Genomic DNA, 19721 nt, shown 5'->3' with positions numbered 1-19721 from the left:
TAGGAGATTATGAGTATTAGTTACGAAGAGATAAAGGATATAGAATTAGGAGCAATATATAAAAAAGAATATACAGACTTTAGGGTTTTTTCACCTAATAGAGATAAAATAAATTTACTTTTATGTGATGATTATAGGAAAGTAAGAAAAAATTCTTATCCAATGAAGAAAAATAAAAATGGAGTTTTTGAGTATAGGTATTATGGAGATTTGGATGGATATTTTTATTCATACTTGGTTGAAAATAAATATGAAGTCACTGACCCTTATTCAAAAGCTTCTTCCATAAATAGTATAATGTCTGCAGTTGTTGATATGGAAGAGATTAATTCTAGGTATAAATCTAATTATGGCCTATCTGACCTAAATGATATTATTATTTATGAACTTAATGTTAAAGATTTTACCGCTAATAAGAATTCTTCAGTAGAATATAGAGGGAAGTTTTTAGGTTTAAGTCAAAGTAATTCATATTATGAAGGGGTAAAAACAGGACTTGGCCATATTAAGGAATTAGGAATAAGTCATGTTCAGCTTTTACCGGTATATGATTTTATATCAACATTTGAAGAGGATTATAAATTTTTTGATGAAGATAATTATAATTGGGGATATGATCCAGAGCTATATTTTAATATAGAGGGTTCATACTCTACAAATCCATATAATCCTAAAGCTAGAATAGAGGAATTTAAAACTATGGTTGACTCAATTCATAAAGAAAAAATTAGGGTTGTTATGGATGTTGTCTTTAATCATACTTTCAAAACTAAAGATTCCAATTTTGAAATCTTGGCTCCAGGATATTATTATAGGAAAAATCCAGATGGGACTTATTCTAATGGTTCAGGTGTTGGTAATGAGCTTGCAAGTGAAAAACCTTTTGTTAGAAAGCTTATAATTGACTGTTTAAAATTTTGGGCTAAAGAATATAAAATTGATGGATTTAGATTCGACTTAATGGCTTTAATTGATATAGATACCATTAAAATTGCCTTGAAAGAACTTAAGGAAATCAATCCCAATATAATTATATATGGTGAGCCTTGGATGGGAGGTACTTCATCCCTAGCATTAGACAAGCAAATTTTGATAGGTAGGCAAAGGTCAAATGGATTTGCAGTATTTAACAATAGATTTAGAGATGCTATAAAAGGTAATAATGATGGTTATTCCAAAGGATATATACAGGGAGATTTTTCTTTAAAAACACAAATAGAAATAGGTATTGCTGGAAGCATTGATTATGATTGTAAAAGAATGGGTTTTGCAGATGATGCAAGAGAGGTAATAAATTACTTTAATTGTCATGATAATCTTATATACTATGATAAATTAAGAATATCTTTAACAAGTGAGAAAAATATAGAAGAAATATCTAGGCTCGGATTTGCGCTTATATTTCTATCTTTTGGAACACCATTTATATATGAAGGAAATGAATTTAATAATTCAAAACAAAATAATAGAAATTCTTATAATGCAGGATTAAGTATAAACGGAATAGATTGGAAAGATAAGATACATAATTTATCAACTTATACTTATGTGAAATCATTGATAGAATTAAGAAAAGAACTAAATGTGTTTAATATTTATAAAAGCTCATTAATAAAAAGTAAACTTAAATTTATAGAAGGACTTGATGATAATTTAATTTCATATACTATTGAAGATAAGAATAAAAGAATTTATGTTGTATTCAATGCTTCAAGCAGTGAAGTAAAACTTAATAAAACTTTAAGAGATAATATTTTTTCTAAAGACGATATTGTGAGAAAAGTTTTTTCAAAAATGGGTAAAATTAATAATAAGATTAATGTATCAAATATTGAGAATTTTGAAAAAATATCAGTAAATGTTTATATTGGAGGAGAAGGAAATGAACTATAAAGAAACTTATGAAAAATGGCTAAACAATGATTTTTTTGATGAAGCTACAAGAGAAGAGCTTAGATTAATTAGAGATAACGAAGAAGAAATCGAAGATAGGTTTTATCAAGAATTAGCCTTTGGTACAGCAGGTCTTAGAGGAAAACTAGGTGTAGGCACAAATAGGATGAATGATTATACTGTTGCTAAAGCAAGTCAAGCTTTTGCTGATACCATCAATGAAGGAGGAGATGAAGCAAGAGATAGGGGAGTAACAATCTGCTATGATGTAAGACATAAATCAGAGGACTTTGCAAAAATTGCAGCTGGAGTTTTTGCTGCTAATGGAATAAAAGTATATATATATGATGAAATTCAACCAACTCCAGTATGCTCTTATACAATTAGAAAGTTAAATTCTTATGCTGGTGTAATGATTACAGCAAGTCATAATCCAAGAGAGTATAATGGATATAAGGCTTATGGTTCTGATGGAAGTCAAATATTAGAAGCTACAGCTGTAAAAATTCAAGATTACATGAAAGAATATGATGACTATTCTAAGATTAAAAGAATCGAATTTAATGATGGAGTAGAAAAAGGTATAATAAAGTATGTCGACCCTAAGGTTATTGAAGATTATATAAAAGAAGTTCTAGATTGTACAATAAATGAAGATATAGATAAAAATGTTAAAATAGTTTATACGCCACTAAATGGATGTGGAAACAAATTAGTTAGAAAAATTTTAGAAAAAAGAGGATTTAAAAATATTTATATAGTAGAAGAACAAGAAAATCCTGATCCTGACTTTACAACAGTTGGATATCCAAATCCAGAAGATCCTAAAGCTTTTAGACTTTCTGAAGAGTTGGGTAAGAAAAAAGAAGCAGAATTACTTTTAGCAACAGATCCTGATTCAGATAGATGTGCCGTTGAAGTAAGAAATAATAAGGGAGAGTATGAATTTCTAACAGGTAATAAAATAGGTTCTCTTTTAGCAAATTATATCCTTACAGCACTTAAAGAAAATAGTGAATTACCTAGTGATGGAGCTATAGTGAAAACAATAGTATCAACAGATTTAGTTAATCCTATAGCTAATAGCTTTGGTGTAGATGTGTATGAAGTTTTAACTGGATTTAAAAATATATATGAAATAGCAAATGAGTTTGAAAGAAACGGTAAGGGAACCTTTATATTCGGATTTGAAGAAAGTATAGGTTATAACTACAAAGATTTTGTAAGAGATAAGGATGCTGTAAATTCAGCTATGCTTATAAGTGAAATGACAGCCTACTATAAGAAAAAAGGCAAATCCTTACTAGATGTATTAGAAGAAATATATGAAAAATTTGGTTTCTATGCAAATGAAGTTCAATCAATTGTTCTTGAGGGACTTGATGGAGCAAATAAGATAAAAAGAATAATGGAAAGTATTAGAACTAATCCTATTAAGGAAGTTTGTAATTTAAAAGTTAAAAACATTATAGACTATCAAAATGACAAAACTGGTTTATCAAAATCAAATGTATTAAAATATTATCTTGAAGATGACTCTTGGTTTGTTCTAAGACCTTCAGGAACTGAGCCAAAAATCAAATTATATTTAAACGTAATAGATGAAACAAAAGATAAGGCAATAAGCAAAAAAGATAAGATAAAAGATGAGGTTAACAAAATAATTAACAAAGTAGAATAAGACTAGGGCTAGGTTACTAGCCCTTTTTAACTTATATGTTTTTCACAAGTTTATTTTAAAGTATTTGAAATATCTGATAAAATGAATAAAGTGAAATTCAAGGAGGATTTTATGGATCTATTTTTTAACTTTATAGATAGAGTATTTTCGATCCATGTTTTTGGAAATATGACACTTTATCAACTATTGTCAACAATTTTAAAATATGTTTTTGTTGTAATAGTATTGTATTTTATATACTCCATAATAAAGATAATATATTATGACGTAAGATACGTTATTAGAAAAGAGAAAATATCTGATACCTATCTTAAACTAATTAGCAAAAATGATGAATATAAGTTTAAAATACAAGAATACTACTACATAGGTGAAGATAATAGTATTGGTAGAGATGATAGAAATACTATATGTATTAAAGACCAATTTTTATCAAATTTTCATGCTAGGATTATATTAGATAAGGGAATTTACTTTTTAGAGGATCTAAACTCATCAAATGGAACATATTTAAATGATGAAAGAATTTTTGATGCAATTGAGCTAAAAAGTAAAGATATTATTAAATTTGGAGAATTGAAATTTTTATTTATTAATGGTGATGAGAATGATTGAGGAAAATAAAAATATTATCCTACAAAAAAAATATAAGACGAATGCTTTAGTTCTTTTATTTATATTTGAGTTTTTAGCCCTTAGTCTTTCTATGATCTATAATATAGAAAATATAAGCAATAAGGATTTTTATGCCTATCTGTCTATTTTAATATTGACTATGGCTTCATCAGTTCTAGTAAAAAAAATTACTAAGACTGATAATATTTTACTATTAATTGTAAATATGCTTTTTGCAATTGGAGTTGCAATAATATATAGGTTAAATCCTGCTATAGGGCAAAGACAGCTGATTTTTTATATAATAGGCATATTTGTTTTCTTTATTACTTATTTTATATTAAAAAGTAAGAGAAATTGGGATAAGCATATACTATTTTACTTTTTAATATCTATATTCTTATTTATTGCAACTTTAATATTTGGTTTTGCTTCTGGTGGAGCAAAAAATTGGATTAATATAGGACCCTTTTCCTTACAACCTTCAGAATTTATAAAGATTCCATTTGTATTTTTTGTTGCAAGTTACTATACCAACTATAATAAATTTAGGAAGATGGCTTTTGGAAAGTATTACTTAAATATAGGGATATATGTATTTATTCTAATGTTTTTTATACAAAGAGAGTTAGGAACAGCAATAATATTTTTTGCAACTATGATTTTAGCCCAATTTGTTTATGAAAGGGATAGAAAACTTATACTTCTTAATATAATATTTATAGTTCTTGGCTCAATTCTTGCATATTTTCTATTCTCACATATAAAAGTGAGGGTAGAAACATGGATAGATCCATGGTCTGTGATTGATGATAAGGGATATCAGATAACCCAATCTCTATTTGCTCTTGCAAGCGGTGGACTATTTGGTACAGGAATTGGACTTGGTAGGCCGGATTATATACCAGTTGCAGAAAGTGATTTTATATTTCCTGCAATTTGTGAAGAGTATGGAATATTTATGGGAATTGCTGTGGTATTATTATTTTTAATCTTAGTATATAGGGCTATAAAAATATCCTTACAACAAGAAGATAAATTTTTTTCTATACTTGCCTTTTGCATAGGAAGTTTATTTGCTCTTCAGACCTTCATAATATTGGGAGGAGTATTAAAGTTAATACCTTTAACAGGGGTTACACTTCCATTTATATCTGCTGGTGGCTCATCTATGATTGCAGGATTTATACTTCTAGCTTGTTTGCAATTTTCTGGTCAAAAAATGGAAAATGGTGATAATGATGAAAAAGAAAAACAAAAACAAAAAAAGCAAAGATAGAGAAAAATCCCTATTTAAAAAAATTTTGGAAATGGAAAAATCTCAAAGACTAAAAGAAGACAGTGAAAATCACTTTTTAGAAAAATCTACTATGAATAAAAGATTAATATATGTTATGATTTTATTTATATTCTTATTCTTAACCATAGTACTTTATCTTGTTTATTTTCAACTATTTAGATCACAAACAGTAGCTGATAACAGTCATAATAAAAGACTTTGGATTAATGAAAATGTGATTAAAAGAGGAAATATTTATGATAGAAATGGTGAGCTTTTAGTTTATAGTGAAAGGGATGAAAAAGGTAATAGTCAGAGAATATATACAAATCCATTTGTAAATTCTACATTTACAGGTTATAATTCTGTAAAGTATGGCAAAAGCGGTCTTGAAAAAACCTATAACAAAGAATTATTAAATATATCTGATCAGGCTACATCTAAAATTAGGGACATGGTCGAACAATCTGGTATTGGAAATAATTTAAACTTAACTATTGATCAAAGAATACAAGAAATATCTTATGAAGTTTTAGGAAATAATATTGGTTCTATAGTTGTTATGGATCCAAGAAATGGAGAAGTTTTAGCTTTGGTATCAAAACCATCTTATAATCCAAATACTATAGAAGGTGACTGGGAAAACCTAGTACAATCGAATAACGCTCCTTTATTAAATAGAACAAGTCAAGGGATATATCGACCAGGCTCAACTATGAAGATAGTAACTGCTGATGCTATTTTGGATAGTCAGATTGACACGAGTTTTAATGATACAGGTAAGGTAACTATACAAGGCTATGATATTAAAAACTATGGTGGATATTCCTATGGAAGTATAAACTTAAGAAGTGCATTTTTAAACTCTGTAAATACTTATTTTGCATCAAAGACAGATGAGCTTGGTAAAAACTTTTATAAGGAAGTTACTGAAAGATATATGTTTAATAGGGATTATAAGTTTGATCTTGAAAAAATCAATTCAAAGATTCCTTATGAAGAACTAAACCAAGTTGATTTAGCTATGACAGGATTTGGATATGGAAAAACTCAAGTAACACCTTTGCATATGGCTATGATAGCATCTGCTATAGCAAATAATGGAAAGATGATGCAGCCTAGACTTGTTAACAATGTGGTTGATAAGGATGGTAAAGAAATAAAGAAAAGTGAAAGTGAAGTTTTATCACAAGCAACTAGCGAGGAGAACGCAAATACTATAAGAGACTATATGGTAGATGTTGTAAACAGAGGAACAGGTACCGGAGCTTATATACAATCTGTACAAATAGCTGGAAAAACAGGAACCGCAGATAGAGATGATGGAGCGACTGATGCATGGTTTGTAGGTTTTGCACCAGCCTATGATCCAAAAATCGCCTTTGCAGTTGTATTAGAAAATACAAGTTCAACAGGTGGAGAAATAGCTGCTCCTTTAGCAGGGCAATTAGTAAATTCTATAGTAAATAATGTAAATTTAGATTAATTATAATAGCTTATTTTTAATATTAGTCCAATAGTGATTTTTATTTAAAATAAGCTTTTTTAGTTGTTTATCAGCAATTTTTGTTCTGATTTTAAAACTTTTGCTTTTAAATTCTTTTCCATCAAATATGAAAACAGTATGGTGACTATCCCTTTTGCTTACATTAATCTCAACTTCTGCATTTTTAGGTAATACTATAGGAGCCTTTAAGGACCTATTTAAAGATGAAAAAACAGGAGCTATTGGAGTAAGTTGAAAACCGTCTAAAGATTGATGTAATATAGCACCATTTGCAGATAAGTTATAAGCAGTCGAACCGTGTGGGGTTGATATAATTAAGCCATCTCCTGAGAAATTTTCAATAAAATTACCATCAATAAATAGTCTTAATCTTATTAATTGATTTTTGTTGCTTTTAACTACCACTTCATTAACAGAATAATATACAGACTTACCTACTCTTGATTCCAATATTGGCAAATTTTCTATTTTGTAATTATTCTCGTGAAAGCTTTTAACAAAGTCTTCGATATTTTCAGCTGCTACTTCTTGGTAAAATCCTAAATGTCCAGTATTTATACCAATAAAAGGAATAGTAGAAAATTTTGAGTTTTTAACAGCATTTAAAAATGTGCCATCTCCACCTATTACTAAATTTAGACAAGCATCAGAATTATAAGAATTCGATACTTCATAACCATAATCTTTTAATATTTCTTTAGTTTTATTATATATACTTTTACTATATCTAGATTTATTTTTAAAAATGTTAATAATTTTAGTCATTGTAACTTACCTTTCTTAATATATAATTATTATAACACACTAATGAAAGGACACATTGTGGAATCTATTAAATTTAAAGTGGATAAGGAAATTTCCTTAAAAAAATTTTTATTAGAAAAGTCTATTTCAAAAAGATCATATAAGAAATTAATAAATAATGGATTATTGACTATAGATGGAAATAAAACCGAAAGAAATATTAATCTAAATAAAGGTAATCTTGTTAAGATTTCAATTGAAGATGAAAATTTAGATTATAAAACAATTTACAAAAAATTAGATATATTATATGAAGATAAGGATATAATTGCTGTAAATAAAGAGGCTAACCTAACTGTAAATTCTAAAAATCAAGAAAGTTTATCTAATTATATAGCTTATTATTTTAAAGAAAATAATATAAGGTCAAAGATAAGACTTATAAACAGACTAGATATGAATACTTCGGGGATAATGCTAATTGCAAAAAATAAATATGCTCAAGCATTTTATCAAGGTGAGATTGAAAAAAACAATGTTAATAAATTTTATATTTCATTGGTTGATGGAAAACTTAATATAGATAGAGAGTTGAAATTAAATATAAATTACAATAGTAATTTAAAAAAAATGGAATTATACCCTGAGGGAAAAGAGATAAGAACTTATTTTAAGAGCATGAAAATATATAACAATTTTTCACTTGTAGAATCTAAATTATTAACTGGTAAAACTCACCAAATAAGGTTATCTTTATCAAGTATAGGTCACCCTATTTTAGGAGATAAGTTATATGGAAGCAAATATAAGCTAGATAGATTTCTTTTACATAGTTATAAACTTGAATTTTCATGTTTTAGAGATAATAAAAAGATAACGATACTATCAAGACCACAATTCGATAAATACTTAAATTTAGGGATTTAGTACTTTAAAAACATATTTGCAATTATGCTTTTCATGATATATAATAAATATATTCCAAGGAGCAAGGTCCAAATTTAAACCTACAACATTTATAAGGGATTGCGGAGTTTTGACTTTGATGGCAAGCCTCCTTTGAGTGGAAGTCAGAGATTTCAAATAGCAAACCCACCTTCACATACGCGAAGGTATTAAATATAAGGACCACCTTGGATTTTTTATTTTATGTTATTTTTTTCTTAAAGTTGGGTATTAACTTAAATAAGACAATAAATAATTTAAAGGAGAGTATACTATGAGTATAGCTGATTATATTGAAAGTAAAGCACAAAAAAAACAAAGAGAACTTAAATATGAGATATGGAAAGTAAGAAACCATGATAGCAGAATGAGAACTCAAGGTGCAATAGTTGGTGCATTAGCAGGAGTTGCAGCTGGATTATTACTTGCTCCAAAATCAGGTAAAAAACTAAGAGAAGATATCAAAAATTCAATAGATTCTACTGTAAATACTGTAAAAGATTCCACAAGTGATATGGTAGAAAATGCTAAAGAATCTTATATAGATTTTAAAGATAGGGCATATACTGAATTACAACCTATACAAGAAGGTATAGAAGAAGGTATTGATACAGTTAAAAAGACTACTGAAAATTTTAAAGAAATTGTTAAAGAAAATACCAAAGATGTAAAAGACGAAGTTAAGGTAATTAAGGAAGATGCGAAAAATGTTAAGGATGCTGCCAAAAAAGGGGCAAAGGAAGCATCTGAAGAAGTTAAAGAAGGTATAGAAGAAAGCAAAGATGTAGTTAAAGAAACAGAAAAAAAAGCTGGGGAAGTAAGAAGAGCTGAAGATAAAAAAAGAAATAAGTAAGGAGTAATTAATGGTTACAATAAATATAAGATTAATGGCTGATATTATCTTATTACTAGTAGGCATTATTGCTATTATATTTCTTGCTTTATTTTTGAAAAATGCAATTAATTTAGTAAAGTCTATACAAAAAATAGTAGATAAAAATAAAGATAACCTAGACAACGTTATAGATAAATTACCAACTTTAGTTGATCAAGCTAATACTTTAGTAGATAATGTAAATGGACTAGTATCTGATCCTAATCTAAAGATGGCTATCTCTAACGCTAATTTAGCTATCTCTAATGTAAGCGATATAACTGTTGATGTTAAAGATACAGTTAATTATTTTGGAGAAAGTGTGGTCGATACTACAGATACCTTTGGAGAAGGAATAGCGTCAATAAATGACTATGCCTCATTAATTATGGATGTAGTTGATATAGTTAGAAATGTTATAGCAGGAAGATAGGTCATCAATAGATGACCTTTTATTATATTAAAAATGAAGGGAGATTATATGGCACAACCTACTATTAAAGATGTTGCAAAACTTGCTGGAGTGTCAATTTCTACTGTTTCTAGGGTAATGAATGATTCAAAGCCAGTAAGCCCTGAAGCAAGAAGAAAAGTACTAGATGCAATAAACAAGCTAGATTTTAAACCTAATGAACTTGCAAGAAGTCTAGTAATGAAAAAGTCTAATTTAATTGGAGTAATTGTAGAGGATATTGGTATCGAATATATGGCTCAATTGATTAGAGGTGTTGAGGAAATAGGTCACTTGTATAAGTATGATATTATATTATCATCTACATATGGTGATGATAACGCACTTGAAAATGCTATAGAATTCTTGTCTACAAAACAAGTTGAAGGAATTGTAGTAATAAGTGAAAATATTTCAGCAGAAGTTCTAGTAAAATTAAGAGATAATAAAACTCCTTTCATTTTACTTGATAAGTTCCATGACTTTAAGAAATTAAATACTGTAAAAATAGATTATCTCAATGAACAGTATAAGTTAATTGAATATTTAAATTCATTAGGACATGAAAATATTGCATATGTAACCAAGAAAGATCATGACTATCTTTCTGATATAAAAATAGAAGGCTATAAAAAGTTTATGGAGAAGAAAAATCTCGAACCTATAATTATAGAAGCTCGTGGAAATTCAAGTGATGATGGGTATAATATAGGTGAAGAGGTTATTTCACAAGTTAAAAGCAAAAATTTAAGTGCTATAAGCTTTATAAACGATCAAGTTGCAGTTGGATTTATAGCTTATTGCTATGATAATGGCATCAAAGTGCCAGATGATTTTTCTGTAGTTGGATTTGGTGATTCAGAAATTTCTAGAGTCTACAGACCAAAACTTACAACTGTATCTATTCCTAATTATGATATTGGAGCCATTTGTATAAGGGCTCTAATTAAAAGAATTAGGGGAGAGGAAGATATTCTAGAAAATAATTGGATTCTTGATGCACAACTTATATCTCGCGATAGTACAAAAAGTCGATAGTTGAAAGTAACTTATTTAAATGTTAAAATAATATTATAAAATTTTAGGAGGCAATTATGGCAGAAAGAAAAATTGTTGTTACTAATGAAACAGGTCTACATGCAAGACCAGCAGCTTCTTTGGTGCAATTTGTAAAAAATTATCCAGGAGATGTTAAGTTAGTAAAAGATGGAAAAGAAGCAAATGCTAAGAGTATATTTAATGTTATGAGTCTAGGAATTTCAAAAGGTACAGAAATTGGTATCATTGTTGAAGGTGAAGACGAAGAAGAATTTGCAGACAAATTAACTGATTTTATAGATAATTTATCAGAGTAATTAATATTAGGGGTACTTAATAGTACCTCTATATTTTTACAATTTCAGAAAGGATATTAGTGTATGAGTGAAAGATATAAAGGCATTATAGCATCTAACGGTGTCGCAATAGGAAAACTATTTCTTTTTACAAAGGAAGAATTAATCATTGACAAATCTTTAATTGAAGACAAAGAAAAAGATAAAGAAATAAAAAGGGTTGAAGATGCTATAAGCTCATATTTTAAAAATCTTGAAAAAAAAGAAATTAGTGAAGAGAATGAAGAAATGCTAAATATTGTTAGAGCACATAAGGAATTATTGCAAGATCCTTATTTTCTAGACTCTATAAAAGAAAGTATTTCTAATGATAACAAGAATGCCGAACTTGCTACAAGTGAAACAGTTGATCAAATGATTGAAGTTATGAGTTCTTTAGATGATGAATACCTTAAAGAGAGAGCTGACGATTATAAAGACATCGGTTTCCAAGTTTTATGTAAAATAAAGGGTGTTGTACCAAAAGATTTATCCAAACTAGATGAGGATTTCATAATTATATCAAAGGAACTAACACCATCAGATACATCAAATATGAACAAAGCCAAAGTTTTGGGTTTTGCTACTGATTTAGGTGGTAAAACATCTCACGTTTCAATTATAGCTCAAAACTTAGATATTCCTGCTATAGTTGGAATGACAGGAATTTCTTCAAAAGTTAAGGGTGGAGAAATGGCTATAATTGATGGTAATAATGGAGAGCTTATTATAAATCCAAGTAAAGCTGAGATTGAAGAATATTCAAAAATTATTGAAGAGCAAAGAGTTGAAAGACAAAGACTTGAAAAAGTCAAAAACTTAGAAGCAAAAACTAAGGATGGTAGAACATGTGAAGTTTCAGCAAATATTGGTAATATTGAAGATTTAAAAGTTGCGATTGACTATGGATGTGATGGTGTAGGTTTATTTAGAACAGAGTTTTTATATATGGAGAATGATCATTTTCCAACTGAAGAAGAACAATTTGAAGTATATAAAGAGGCTACACAAATGCTTGGTGAAAAACCTTTAGTTGTAAGAACGCTCGATATTGGTGGTGATAAGGGACTTGATTATTATGATTTTCCTAAAGAAGAAAACCCATTTTTAGGTTATAGAGCAATAAGATTTTGTTTAGATCACGAAGATATATTTAGAGATCAATTAAGAGCATTATTAAGGGCTTCTGCTTTTGGTAATTTAAAGATAATGCTTCCATATGTAATATCTGTTGATGAAATAAAGAAAACTCGTAATATACTAGAAGATATTAAAAAAGACTTAGACAATGAAGGTATTGCTTATAATAAGGATGTAGATTTAGGTATAATGGTTGAAACTTCTGCATCTGTAATTATGGCAGATAAACTTATTAAATATTCAGACTTTTTTTCAATAGGAACTAACGATCTTACACAATATACATTAGCCTGTGATAGAGGTAATGAAAATATTTCTGATTTGTACAACAACTTTAATCCTGCTGTAATTAGGTCAATTAAGCATGTAATTGATGAAAGTCATAAGGAAGGTAAATGGACAGGCATGTGTGGACAATTTGCTTCAGATACAAGAGCTACTAAATTATTATTAGGTCTAGGATTGGATGAATTTTCTGGTTCAGCATCAAAGTTGCCACAAGTCAAAGATATTATTTTAAATTCTTCTTATGAGGAAGAAAAGAAATTTGCTGAAAAAATACTTGATTTAGAAGATGTAAATAAAGTAGAAGAGGCAGTAGATAATCATAATTGATGGTAATAATATGGATAAAAATGCTTTTGATATAATTAAAAGAACTAACATTTTTAAAAATGACATAAATAATATAAAAAAGCTTAGCAAAATTTCATCAAATAAATTAAAATTTGATTTTAATGGTATTACCTATGTGGTTGGATTGTATCCTATAGAAGATTTTGATAATTTAAAAAAAGAAAATGAAATTAATAATTACCTTAGAAGTATAGATGTCAATCCTTTAGACTTATATGAAATCGGAATTATGCCTGACTTAGATAAGTCATACAAGGTATTTGAATTTAGAAATGAAATATCTTTAAAAGAATATATAAGTAAATATTCTAGTAAAGAGGTATATAATATTGGACTTAAATTTGGAGAGATTTTAAAAAAAATCCATATGAAAAAAATTGACTCCAATTTAGATTACGATTGGCATAAAAAAATTGAAACAAAGATAAACTTGCTCTTATATAGGCAAGGACTTAACAAAAATAATGGTGTTAATGATTATATATTGATAGATTATCTACAAAATAATTCTTATATATGTAAAAATACCTCATCAAATATTTTGTATGAGGGTTTAAATGACAAAAATATAAGAATATATGATAATGATAAAATAGACATAAGAGGTCTTAAAGATTTGAAAGTTGGTGATGGAATATCGGATTTTGTTAATATAAATAAGATTTCCATTACGAGTCCTGATTTTGCTAAAGGAGTTTTAGAATCTTACCATGAGGGTGAACAAGTATCTAGGAAATTTTTTAGGCTATTAAGCCTATACCAAGCTTATTACTTACTAGAATCCTTAGTTAATATAAGAGAAAATAAAGAATCTTACTTAAACGAAGAGGAAATAGAGAAGATTATTTTAATGTATGATAATTTTTCAACTATAATACCATCATGGGTGTAAATTTAAAGGATTTTTGCTATATTTAAAGCAAGAGTCCTTTTTCATTATTGTTTATTTTGTAATATAATATATAATATGATAATATTTAATTGATATTTTACATAAGGATGGGAAAAATGAATTACAAAGTTAATAAAATTATAAGTATAATATTTAATTCATTATTGCTTTCATTTGGAATGTATTTTTTTCTTGTGCAACATAGTATAGCCTCTGGTGGAGTTACTGGAATTTCTATAATAATTTCTAAATGGTTTAGTTTTTTAACAGTTGGACAATGGTCTTTAATTTTAAATATTATTTTATTTATTGTAGCATTTGTATTTATGGGGGAAAGTTTTGGAAAAAAATCTATTCTTTCAGCAACGATTGTTTCATTAGGGATTATGTTTTTTGAAAGAGTATTTCCAGATACTATTTTGACCAATGATGTTATTATAAATGTGCTTTTCGGTGCAGGAATAGTTTCATATTCTTTAAGTAGAATATTCTTCAATGATGCTTCTTCTGGTGGAACCGATATAATTGCTGCCGTTTTAAATAAATATTTTTCAATAACCTTAGCTAAATGTTTGTTTGCTATAGATTTTTTAGTTGTTATGATGGCAGTTACTGAATTTGGCATAGAAAAAGCTTTATATGCTGTTATGACAGTTATAATACAATCAGTTGGATTTAACTATTTCATTCAAGGTTTAGGCAGAAAAATTGCTATCACAGTAATTAGTGATTATAGTGAAGAAATTAATAAGATGCTATTAAGTAAATATGATAGAGGTGTTACCTTATATAAATCTGAAGGTGGTTATTCTCATAAAAAAAGGGATATTATTCTTACGGTTGTCCCATTTAGAAGATTTCCATCTATAAGAGATGATATATTAGATATTGATAAAAATGCATTTGTATTTACACATACTATATCAGAAGTTTATGGTGAAGGATTTACATACAATGTATTTGAATGATAGGAGTGAAAAAATTAAAAATTTAATTATAAAAAGATTTGCTAAAAATAAAGCATATCTTAAGACTTGCTTTGGAGATGCTTTAATAGATAGCAAGCAAGTGTACAATAATAAAAAAGGGGATAAAGTAAAGGCTTATATATATTATGACATTAATAATGTTTTGAGGGCAAGTTGTAATTTAAGTATCATAGAACATAAAGTCTATAGTTTAAAATGTATAGATATAGATAAAAAAGGTGCCTATTTTTTGTTTGGAAATAATATAAAATTATTAATGCCAAAGGACCAAAAATCTTACAAGCTTTTTAAAGATATGACTTATCCAGTTGGAGTTATGTTAGATAAGGATAATATGCTTATATTAACTACTAAGATTAGGGAGTTTTTATCTCTTGACCATAATTTTAAGGAAAATGACATAGTGGAAGGCAGGATATATTCTATTAATAAACATATAGGAGCATTTGTAGCTATAAATAATCAATATGATTCTCTTTTAAGAATAAATGAACTTAAGGGAGTTCATATAGAAGGTGAACTGCTAAAACTAAGAGTCAAAGAAGTAAAAGAAGATGGTAAAATAGAACTTACTAATAGAAAAAGAGCCTATCTAGAGATAGATTCAGATAGTGAAAAAATTTTAGATTATCTTTATGAAAATGATGGTTTAGTAAATCTAGGAGATAAGTCAAGCCCTGATAAAATATATAGGATTTTTGGACTCTCAAAGTCTTCCTTTAAAAGAGCTATAGGTAGACTTTATAAGGAAAAATACATAAGAATTTTTTCTAATAAAATAGAGTTAATGAGGAGATAAAATGACAGAAAATAAAAAAATATTAGCAAGTGTAAATGACAAAGAGATAAGTCAAGAAGACGTAATAGCTTTTATTTCTAAAATGCAAGGTGGAAATCAATTTCTAAATCCACAAGGAATAAATCAAATTACTGATGAATTGGTTAATCAAGAACTTATGTATATTGATGCTAAAGAAAATAAACTTGATGAAGATGAAGAGTTTTTAAGAGAATTAGATATTACAAAGTCAAATATGCTTAAAAATTATGCTATGCATCTTCTATTTAAGGATATAAAAGTTGATGAAGTTGAAATAAGAGAATATTATGATAACAATAAAGAAATAATAAAAAAACCAAAGACATATAAAGCTAGTCATATTTTAGTTGAAGATGAAAATATGGCTAATAAAATTTTAAAAGAAATTAAAGGAGGCAGATCTTTTGAAGATGCTGCAGATAAATATTCTATAGATAAGGGTTCTAAGGGTGGAGATTTGGGTGAATTTCCAAAGGGAACAATGGTAAAAGAATTTGAAGATGCCTTAGAGAAACTTAGTGAAGGAGAAATATCTGAACCTGTAAAAAGCCAATTTGGTTATCACATTATTAAACTAGACCATGTTCATGAATCATTTCTACCAGAATTTGATGAGATTAAAGATAGAATACACGATACTTTGCTAATGATTAAAAGACAAGAAAAATATCTTGAAAAAGTTGGGAAAATTAAAGAAAAAGTAGAAGTTAAAAAATACTATTAAGAGCAAATGCTATGGACAATTCAGATTATAAATATAAGTTTAGAACAATAGCCAAAGACTTAGGCGATTATATAAAAGTAATTGATGATGAGAAATCATTAATAAAGTTCATCTTGTCAAAAGCAAGGGAAAAGGGTCTTAAAATTTTATTAATTAATGATTGTTATTACATCAAAAATGACAAGGCAATGGCTGTTCTTCACTTAAATGTCAGTGATAAAATAAATAGACTTTCATATATAGATGTAGTTGAAAATGATGACATAGTAGTAAATACTAATTTAGATGTAGCTGAACTGTCATCATTGATTTTGTTGATTATGTTGCTAGAAAGTGATATAAATAATTTTGATATTTTATTAACAAATAATTATGTTAATGATTATGATAGAGATTATACGACATTAAGGTCTTATATTAGGTCTAGCAATATAATAAATCTAAACTTAAATGAAGCTGATTGCATTGCAGAAAGTTTTGCTTCTTATACCCTTTCTACCTTAGATTTGCCTATTGTTAGGAGAAATATTGATAAAAAAGAGTTTTTGGATAATAATTTAGTATATAGGATATCTTTAAAAAATCTTTTAGGAAAAAGCTCAACTTTAAATCTAGAAAATATCCTAAAGAATACAATTAAGATGCTTAATACTTTCTTAAGAAAATTAAAATCCAAAGTTGATATAGATTTGATTAGCTTTGATGGAAAGGGACTTTATGACTCAATTGCTACAGATGCTTATGTAGATATTGCTATTGATAAAAAATATGAAAATGATCTTTTAGATATATTTAAACTTTATTCTAGTGAATATTTAAGAGCAAATTTAAGGATAGAACCAAATTTAAAATTTGAAATAGAAAAAATAGAAGAAATTTCTTATCCGCCAATGACTGAAGATTCGTATAACCATATATCATCTTTTATAGAGCTTGCAATAAATGGTATTTATTCAGTAGATAGTAATACGAAACTAGCAATATCTTCTTGTCTTTTATCAAGAGCAAAGACTTTTGATGATAAATTATATATTATTATAATCTTTAGGTCTTTATCGGAAGATACTTTAAAAGATATGATGGAAAAAATTAAATTAGCTGCAAAAATAAATGGTGCAGAAATTGTTGAAAGGTTATCCATTCCTTCATGGCAAAATGAAAATAATAAGCTTACAAATGTATTTTCCAATGCCTTTGAGAAGTTGTTTAATACAAGTTTAAAGATAATTAAAACACAATATTCTTTAGATGGCATTTTAATTTTTCATAAATTTAATGTTAATATGGTTTCACTTGGGGTAAAATATAAACAAGTGGATATAGAAAAATCTACATTTGAATATAAAGATCTTTTAAAAACATATTCTTTAATTGAAGAAGTATTGTTAGAATTAAGAAAAAGTTTGGAGTAAATATGGCGAAAGAATTAGAAATTCATGGACATAATGTTGAATTTGAAAAAAATGAGGGAAAAGCTATTATAGAACTTCATATTGATGATAATCCAATAGAAGCTTATCTTCTAGATATATTTTCTGTTGACGAAATAGATTATATAGCCTTGATTGATAGTCAGTCAAGTGAATTGTATTTATTAGAATACAAACTAGAAGATGAAGAAAGTGGTGAAATAACATTAAATCCATTAGAAGATGAAGATAAGCTTGATGAAATTTATCATTTATTCAATCATTATTGGGATGAAGATTCGATAGATAGAATTATCAATGAGTATATAGAAGATATAGAAGATAGGGATATGGATGAGTAGTATCCTACCATATTATCCTATTTCAGAATATTATAAAAATAAATATGGTCAAAAAGTATATAAGCTACCTATAAAGTTGTCTTTAACCTGTCCTAACAGGGATGGAGAGGCTGGTTTTGGAGGATGTATATTCTGTTCTGAGTCTGGAGGAAGTTTTGAAAACTTACCAAGCTTTTTTACAGTAGAAAAGCAGCTAGAAATCAACAAGAATTACATAGGTAGTAAATATAAAGTAAAAAAGTTCATTGCATATTTTCAAAATTTTTCAAACACATATATGGACTATGAAAAATTTAAAGAAGTTATTTGTGCTTGTAATAAGAATTATATTATAGCTATATCAATTTCTACTAGAAGTGACTGTATAACAGAAAAAAAACTAGAATTTTTAGAAGATTTTTCTAAAAATACAGGAATAGATATAATAATAGAACTTGGTCTTCAAACTGCAAATTACAAAAGTCTTAAAATCCTAAATAGGTGTGAAGATTTGGCTGATTTTATTAAAGCTTGCAATATAATAAAAAAATATAATTTTAATATTTGCACTCATGTAATATTATCCCTACCTTGGGATGAGAAAATAGATATAATTGAAACAGCACGTATATTAAATGTTTTGGCTGTTGATGAGGTTAAAATACATTCTTTATATATAGTAAAGAATACAAAATTAGCTAATATGTATAAAAACAATGAGTTTAGAATGCCAAGAAAAGAAGACTATAAGAATAATGTTATTATCTTTTTAAGATATTTAAATAAAAATATTGCTATACAAAGATTAGTAGGAAGAGCACCAAGTGAAGACACAATTTTTTGTAATTGGAATAGTTCGTGGTGGGTAATAAGAGATGAAATAATTGCTGATATGAACGAAAATGGTTTCTCACAAGGTGATTTGAGCCAAAAAAAGAAATATAATATATTAGAGGGAGAGTAAAAATGATTTATTTAGTATTAGGACCATCAGGAAGTGGTAAAACAAAATGGTTAATAGACCAAGCTAATGATGAAAAAGGAAAGGGAAATGAAAATATAGTTTTTGTAGATAGTGATAATGATCAAATTTATTCATTAGATCACTCTGTAAGACTTATTGATGCATCAGACTTTTTTATTAATTCAATAGAATCATTTAGAGGTTTTATTGCTGGTATCTTAGCTAGAGACTATGATATTGGTAAGATATATATAGATGGTATATATGATATTGTAGATATTAACAAAGATAACATTGAAGAAATTTCACAAGATTTAAAGAAGTTATCAGATGAATGCAACGTCGATATTTATCTAGGACTAGATTGTAAGGCTAGTGATATACCTGAATCTCTCGAAGCAGAAGTTCACGAAACTAAATTACTAGATTAATTAAGTAGCCGTC

General features: G+C 27.4%; 20 protein-coding genes and 1 other RNA gene. 20 read left to right on the top strand and 1 reads right to left on the bottom strand.

Annotated elements, in window-relative coordinates; translation table 11 throughout:
* Positions 1 to 9: 9 nt before the first annotated feature.
* The 5 genes from pulA (at position 10) to HV819_RS01390 (ending at position 6954) form a co-directional block, all read left to right on the top strand.
* Positions 10 to 1893, top strand: coding sequence for a type I pullulanase (pulA, locus tag HV819_RS01410; RefSeq protein ID WP_154538697.1), 1884 nt, complete (start codon positions 10 to 12; stop codon positions 1891 to 1893).
* Complete coding sequence (locus HV819_RS01405; RefSeq protein ID WP_154538698.1) at positions 1883 to 3574, top strand: phospho-sugar mutase; 1692 nt, start codon at positions 1883 to 1885, stop codon at positions 3572 to 3574. The genes pulA and HV819_RS01405 overlap by 11 nt, the downstream gene beginning before the upstream one ends.
* 111 nt (positions 3575 to 3685) lie before the next feature.
* A complete protein-coding gene (locus HV819_RS01400; protein WP_154538699.1) occupies positions 3686 to 4189 on the top strand; it encodes an FHA domain-containing protein in 504 nt (167 codons plus the stop codon).
* Positions 4176 to 5468, top strand: a complete 1293-nt coding sequence (locus tag HV819_RS01395; RefSeq protein WP_154538700.1) for an FtsW/RodA/SpoVE family cell cycle protein — start codon at positions 4176 to 4178, stop codon at positions 5466 to 5468. The genes HV819_RS01400 and HV819_RS01395 overlap by 14 nt, the downstream gene beginning before the upstream one ends.
* The gene (locus HV819_RS01390; RefSeq protein ID WP_229771178.1) at positions 5431 to 6954 is read left to right on the top strand and encodes a peptidoglycan D,D-transpeptidase FtsI family protein; all 1524 of its coding nucleotides are present in this window, start codon (positions 5431 to 5433) and stop codon (positions 6952 to 6954) included. Before HV819_RS01395 ends, HV819_RS01390 begins: the two co-directional genes overlap by 38 nt.
* On the opposite strand, the gene HV819_RS01385 is transcribed toward HV819_RS01390, so the two are convergent.
* On the bottom strand, positions 6955 to 7740 hold the full coding sequence (locus HV819_RS01385; RefSeq protein WP_154538702.1) for an NAD(+)/NADH kinase: 786 nt from the start codon (positions 7738 to 7740) through the stop codon (positions 6955 to 6957).
* Positions 7741 to 7797: 57 nt separating this feature from the next.
* On the opposite strand from HV819_RS01385, the gene HV819_RS01380 reads away from it, so the two are divergent.
* From HV819_RS01380 to HV819_RS01310, 15 genes are all read left to right on the top strand, one after another.
* Positions 7798 to 8646 (top strand): RluA family pseudouridine synthase, encoded by an 849-nt coding sequence (locus HV819_RS01380; RefSeq protein WP_176269337.1) that lies wholly within the window; start codon positions 7798 to 7800, stop codon positions 8644 to 8646.
* Positions 8647 to 8694: 48 nt separating this feature from the next.
* A non-coding RNA gene (ssrS, locus tag HV819_RS01375) (6S RNA) lies at positions 8695 to 8863 on the top strand.
* Positions 8864 to 8938: 75 nt separating this feature from the next.
* Positions 8939 to 9517 carry a YtxH domain-containing protein gene (locus HV819_RS01370; RefSeq protein WP_154538704.1) on the top strand — a complete coding sequence of 193 codons (579 nt, stop codon included), beginning with the start codon at positions 8939 to 8941 and terminating at the stop codon, positions 9515 to 9517.
* A 10-nt stretch (positions 9518 to 9527) separates the two neighbouring features.
* Positions 9528 to 9971 carry a hypothetical protein gene (locus tag HV819_RS01365; protein WP_154538705.1) on the top strand — a complete coding sequence of 148 codons (444 nt, stop codon included), beginning with the start codon at positions 9528 to 9530 and terminating at the stop codon, positions 9969 to 9971.
* A gap of 48 nt (positions 9972 to 10019) precedes the next feature.
* On the top strand, positions 10020 to 11027 hold the full coding sequence (locus HV819_RS01360; protein WP_176269336.1) for a LacI family DNA-binding transcriptional regulator: 1008 nt from the start codon (positions 10020 to 10022) through the stop codon (positions 11025 to 11027).
* Positions 11028 to 11083: 56 nt separating this feature from the next.
* Entirely contained in the window at positions 11084 to 11344 is a 261-nt protein-coding gene (locus HV819_RS01355; protein ID WP_154538707.1) for an HPr family phosphocarrier protein, read from the top strand.
* 63 nt (positions 11345 to 11407) lie between these two features.
* Positions 11408 to 13117 carry a phosphoenolpyruvate--protein phosphotransferase gene (gene ptsP, locus HV819_RS01350; protein WP_176269335.1) on the top strand — a complete coding sequence of 570 codons (1710 nt, stop codon included), beginning with the start codon at positions 11408 to 11410 and terminating at the stop codon, positions 13115 to 13117.
* A 10-nt stretch (positions 13118 to 13127) separates the two neighbouring features.
* The gene (locus tag HV819_RS01345) at positions 13128 to 14030 is read left to right on the top strand and encodes a kanamycin kinase (protein WP_154538709.1); all 903 of its coding nucleotides are present in this window, start codon (positions 13128 to 13130) and stop codon (positions 14028 to 14030) included.
* 116 nt (positions 14031 to 14146) lie between these two features.
* A complete protein-coding gene (locus tag HV819_RS01340) occupies positions 14147 to 14998 on the top strand; it encodes a YitT family protein (protein WP_154538710.1) in 852 nt (283 codons plus the stop codon).
* The gene (locus tag HV819_RS01335; RefSeq protein ID WP_229771179.1) at positions 14985 to 15818 is read left to right on the top strand and encodes a S1 RNA-binding domain-containing protein; all 834 of its coding nucleotides are present in this window, start codon (positions 14985 to 14987) and stop codon (positions 15816 to 15818) included. Before HV819_RS01340 ends, HV819_RS01335 begins: the two co-directional genes overlap by 14 nt.
* Position 15819: 1 nt before the next feature.
* Positions 15820 to 16563 (top strand): peptidylprolyl isomerase, encoded by a 744-nt coding sequence (locus HV819_RS01330; protein ID WP_154538711.1) that lies wholly within the window; start codon positions 15820 to 15822, stop codon positions 16561 to 16563.
* Between the two features lie 11 nt (positions 16564 to 16574).
* Positions 16575 to 17975 carry a zinc-binding metallopeptidase family protein gene (locus tag HV819_RS01325; protein ID WP_176269334.1) on the top strand — a complete coding sequence of 467 codons (1401 nt, stop codon included), beginning with the start codon at positions 16575 to 16577 and terminating at the stop codon, positions 17973 to 17975.
* A gap of 2 nt (positions 17976 to 17977) precedes the next feature.
* Positions 17978 to 18334: a DUF1292 domain-containing protein gene (locus HV819_RS01320; RefSeq protein WP_154538713.1), complete on the top strand. Its 357-nt coding sequence runs from the start codon at positions 17978 to 17980 to the stop codon at positions 18332 to 18334.
* Complete coding sequence (locus tag HV819_RS01315) at positions 18327 to 19277, top strand: TIGR01212 family radical SAM protein (protein WP_154538714.1); 951 nt, start codon at positions 18327 to 18329, stop codon at positions 19275 to 19277. The genes HV819_RS01320 and HV819_RS01315 overlap by 8 nt, the downstream gene beginning before the upstream one ends.
* A gap of 2 nt (positions 19278 to 19279) precedes the next feature.
* Positions 19280 to 19708 (top strand): hypothetical protein, encoded by a 429-nt coding sequence (locus HV819_RS01310; RefSeq protein ID WP_154538715.1) that lies wholly within the window; start codon positions 19280 to 19282, stop codon positions 19706 to 19708.
* The last annotated feature ends 13 nt before the right edge of the window (positions 19709 to 19721 follow it).

The organism is Anaerococcus faecalis (genome assembly GCF_013371425.1).
GTDB lineage: Bacteria > Bacillota > Clostridia > Tissierellales > Peptoniphilaceae > Anaerococcus > Anaerococcus porci.
Note: the sequence above shows the minus strand (reverse complement) of the source record. Positions and strands in the feature narration are given on the sequence as shown.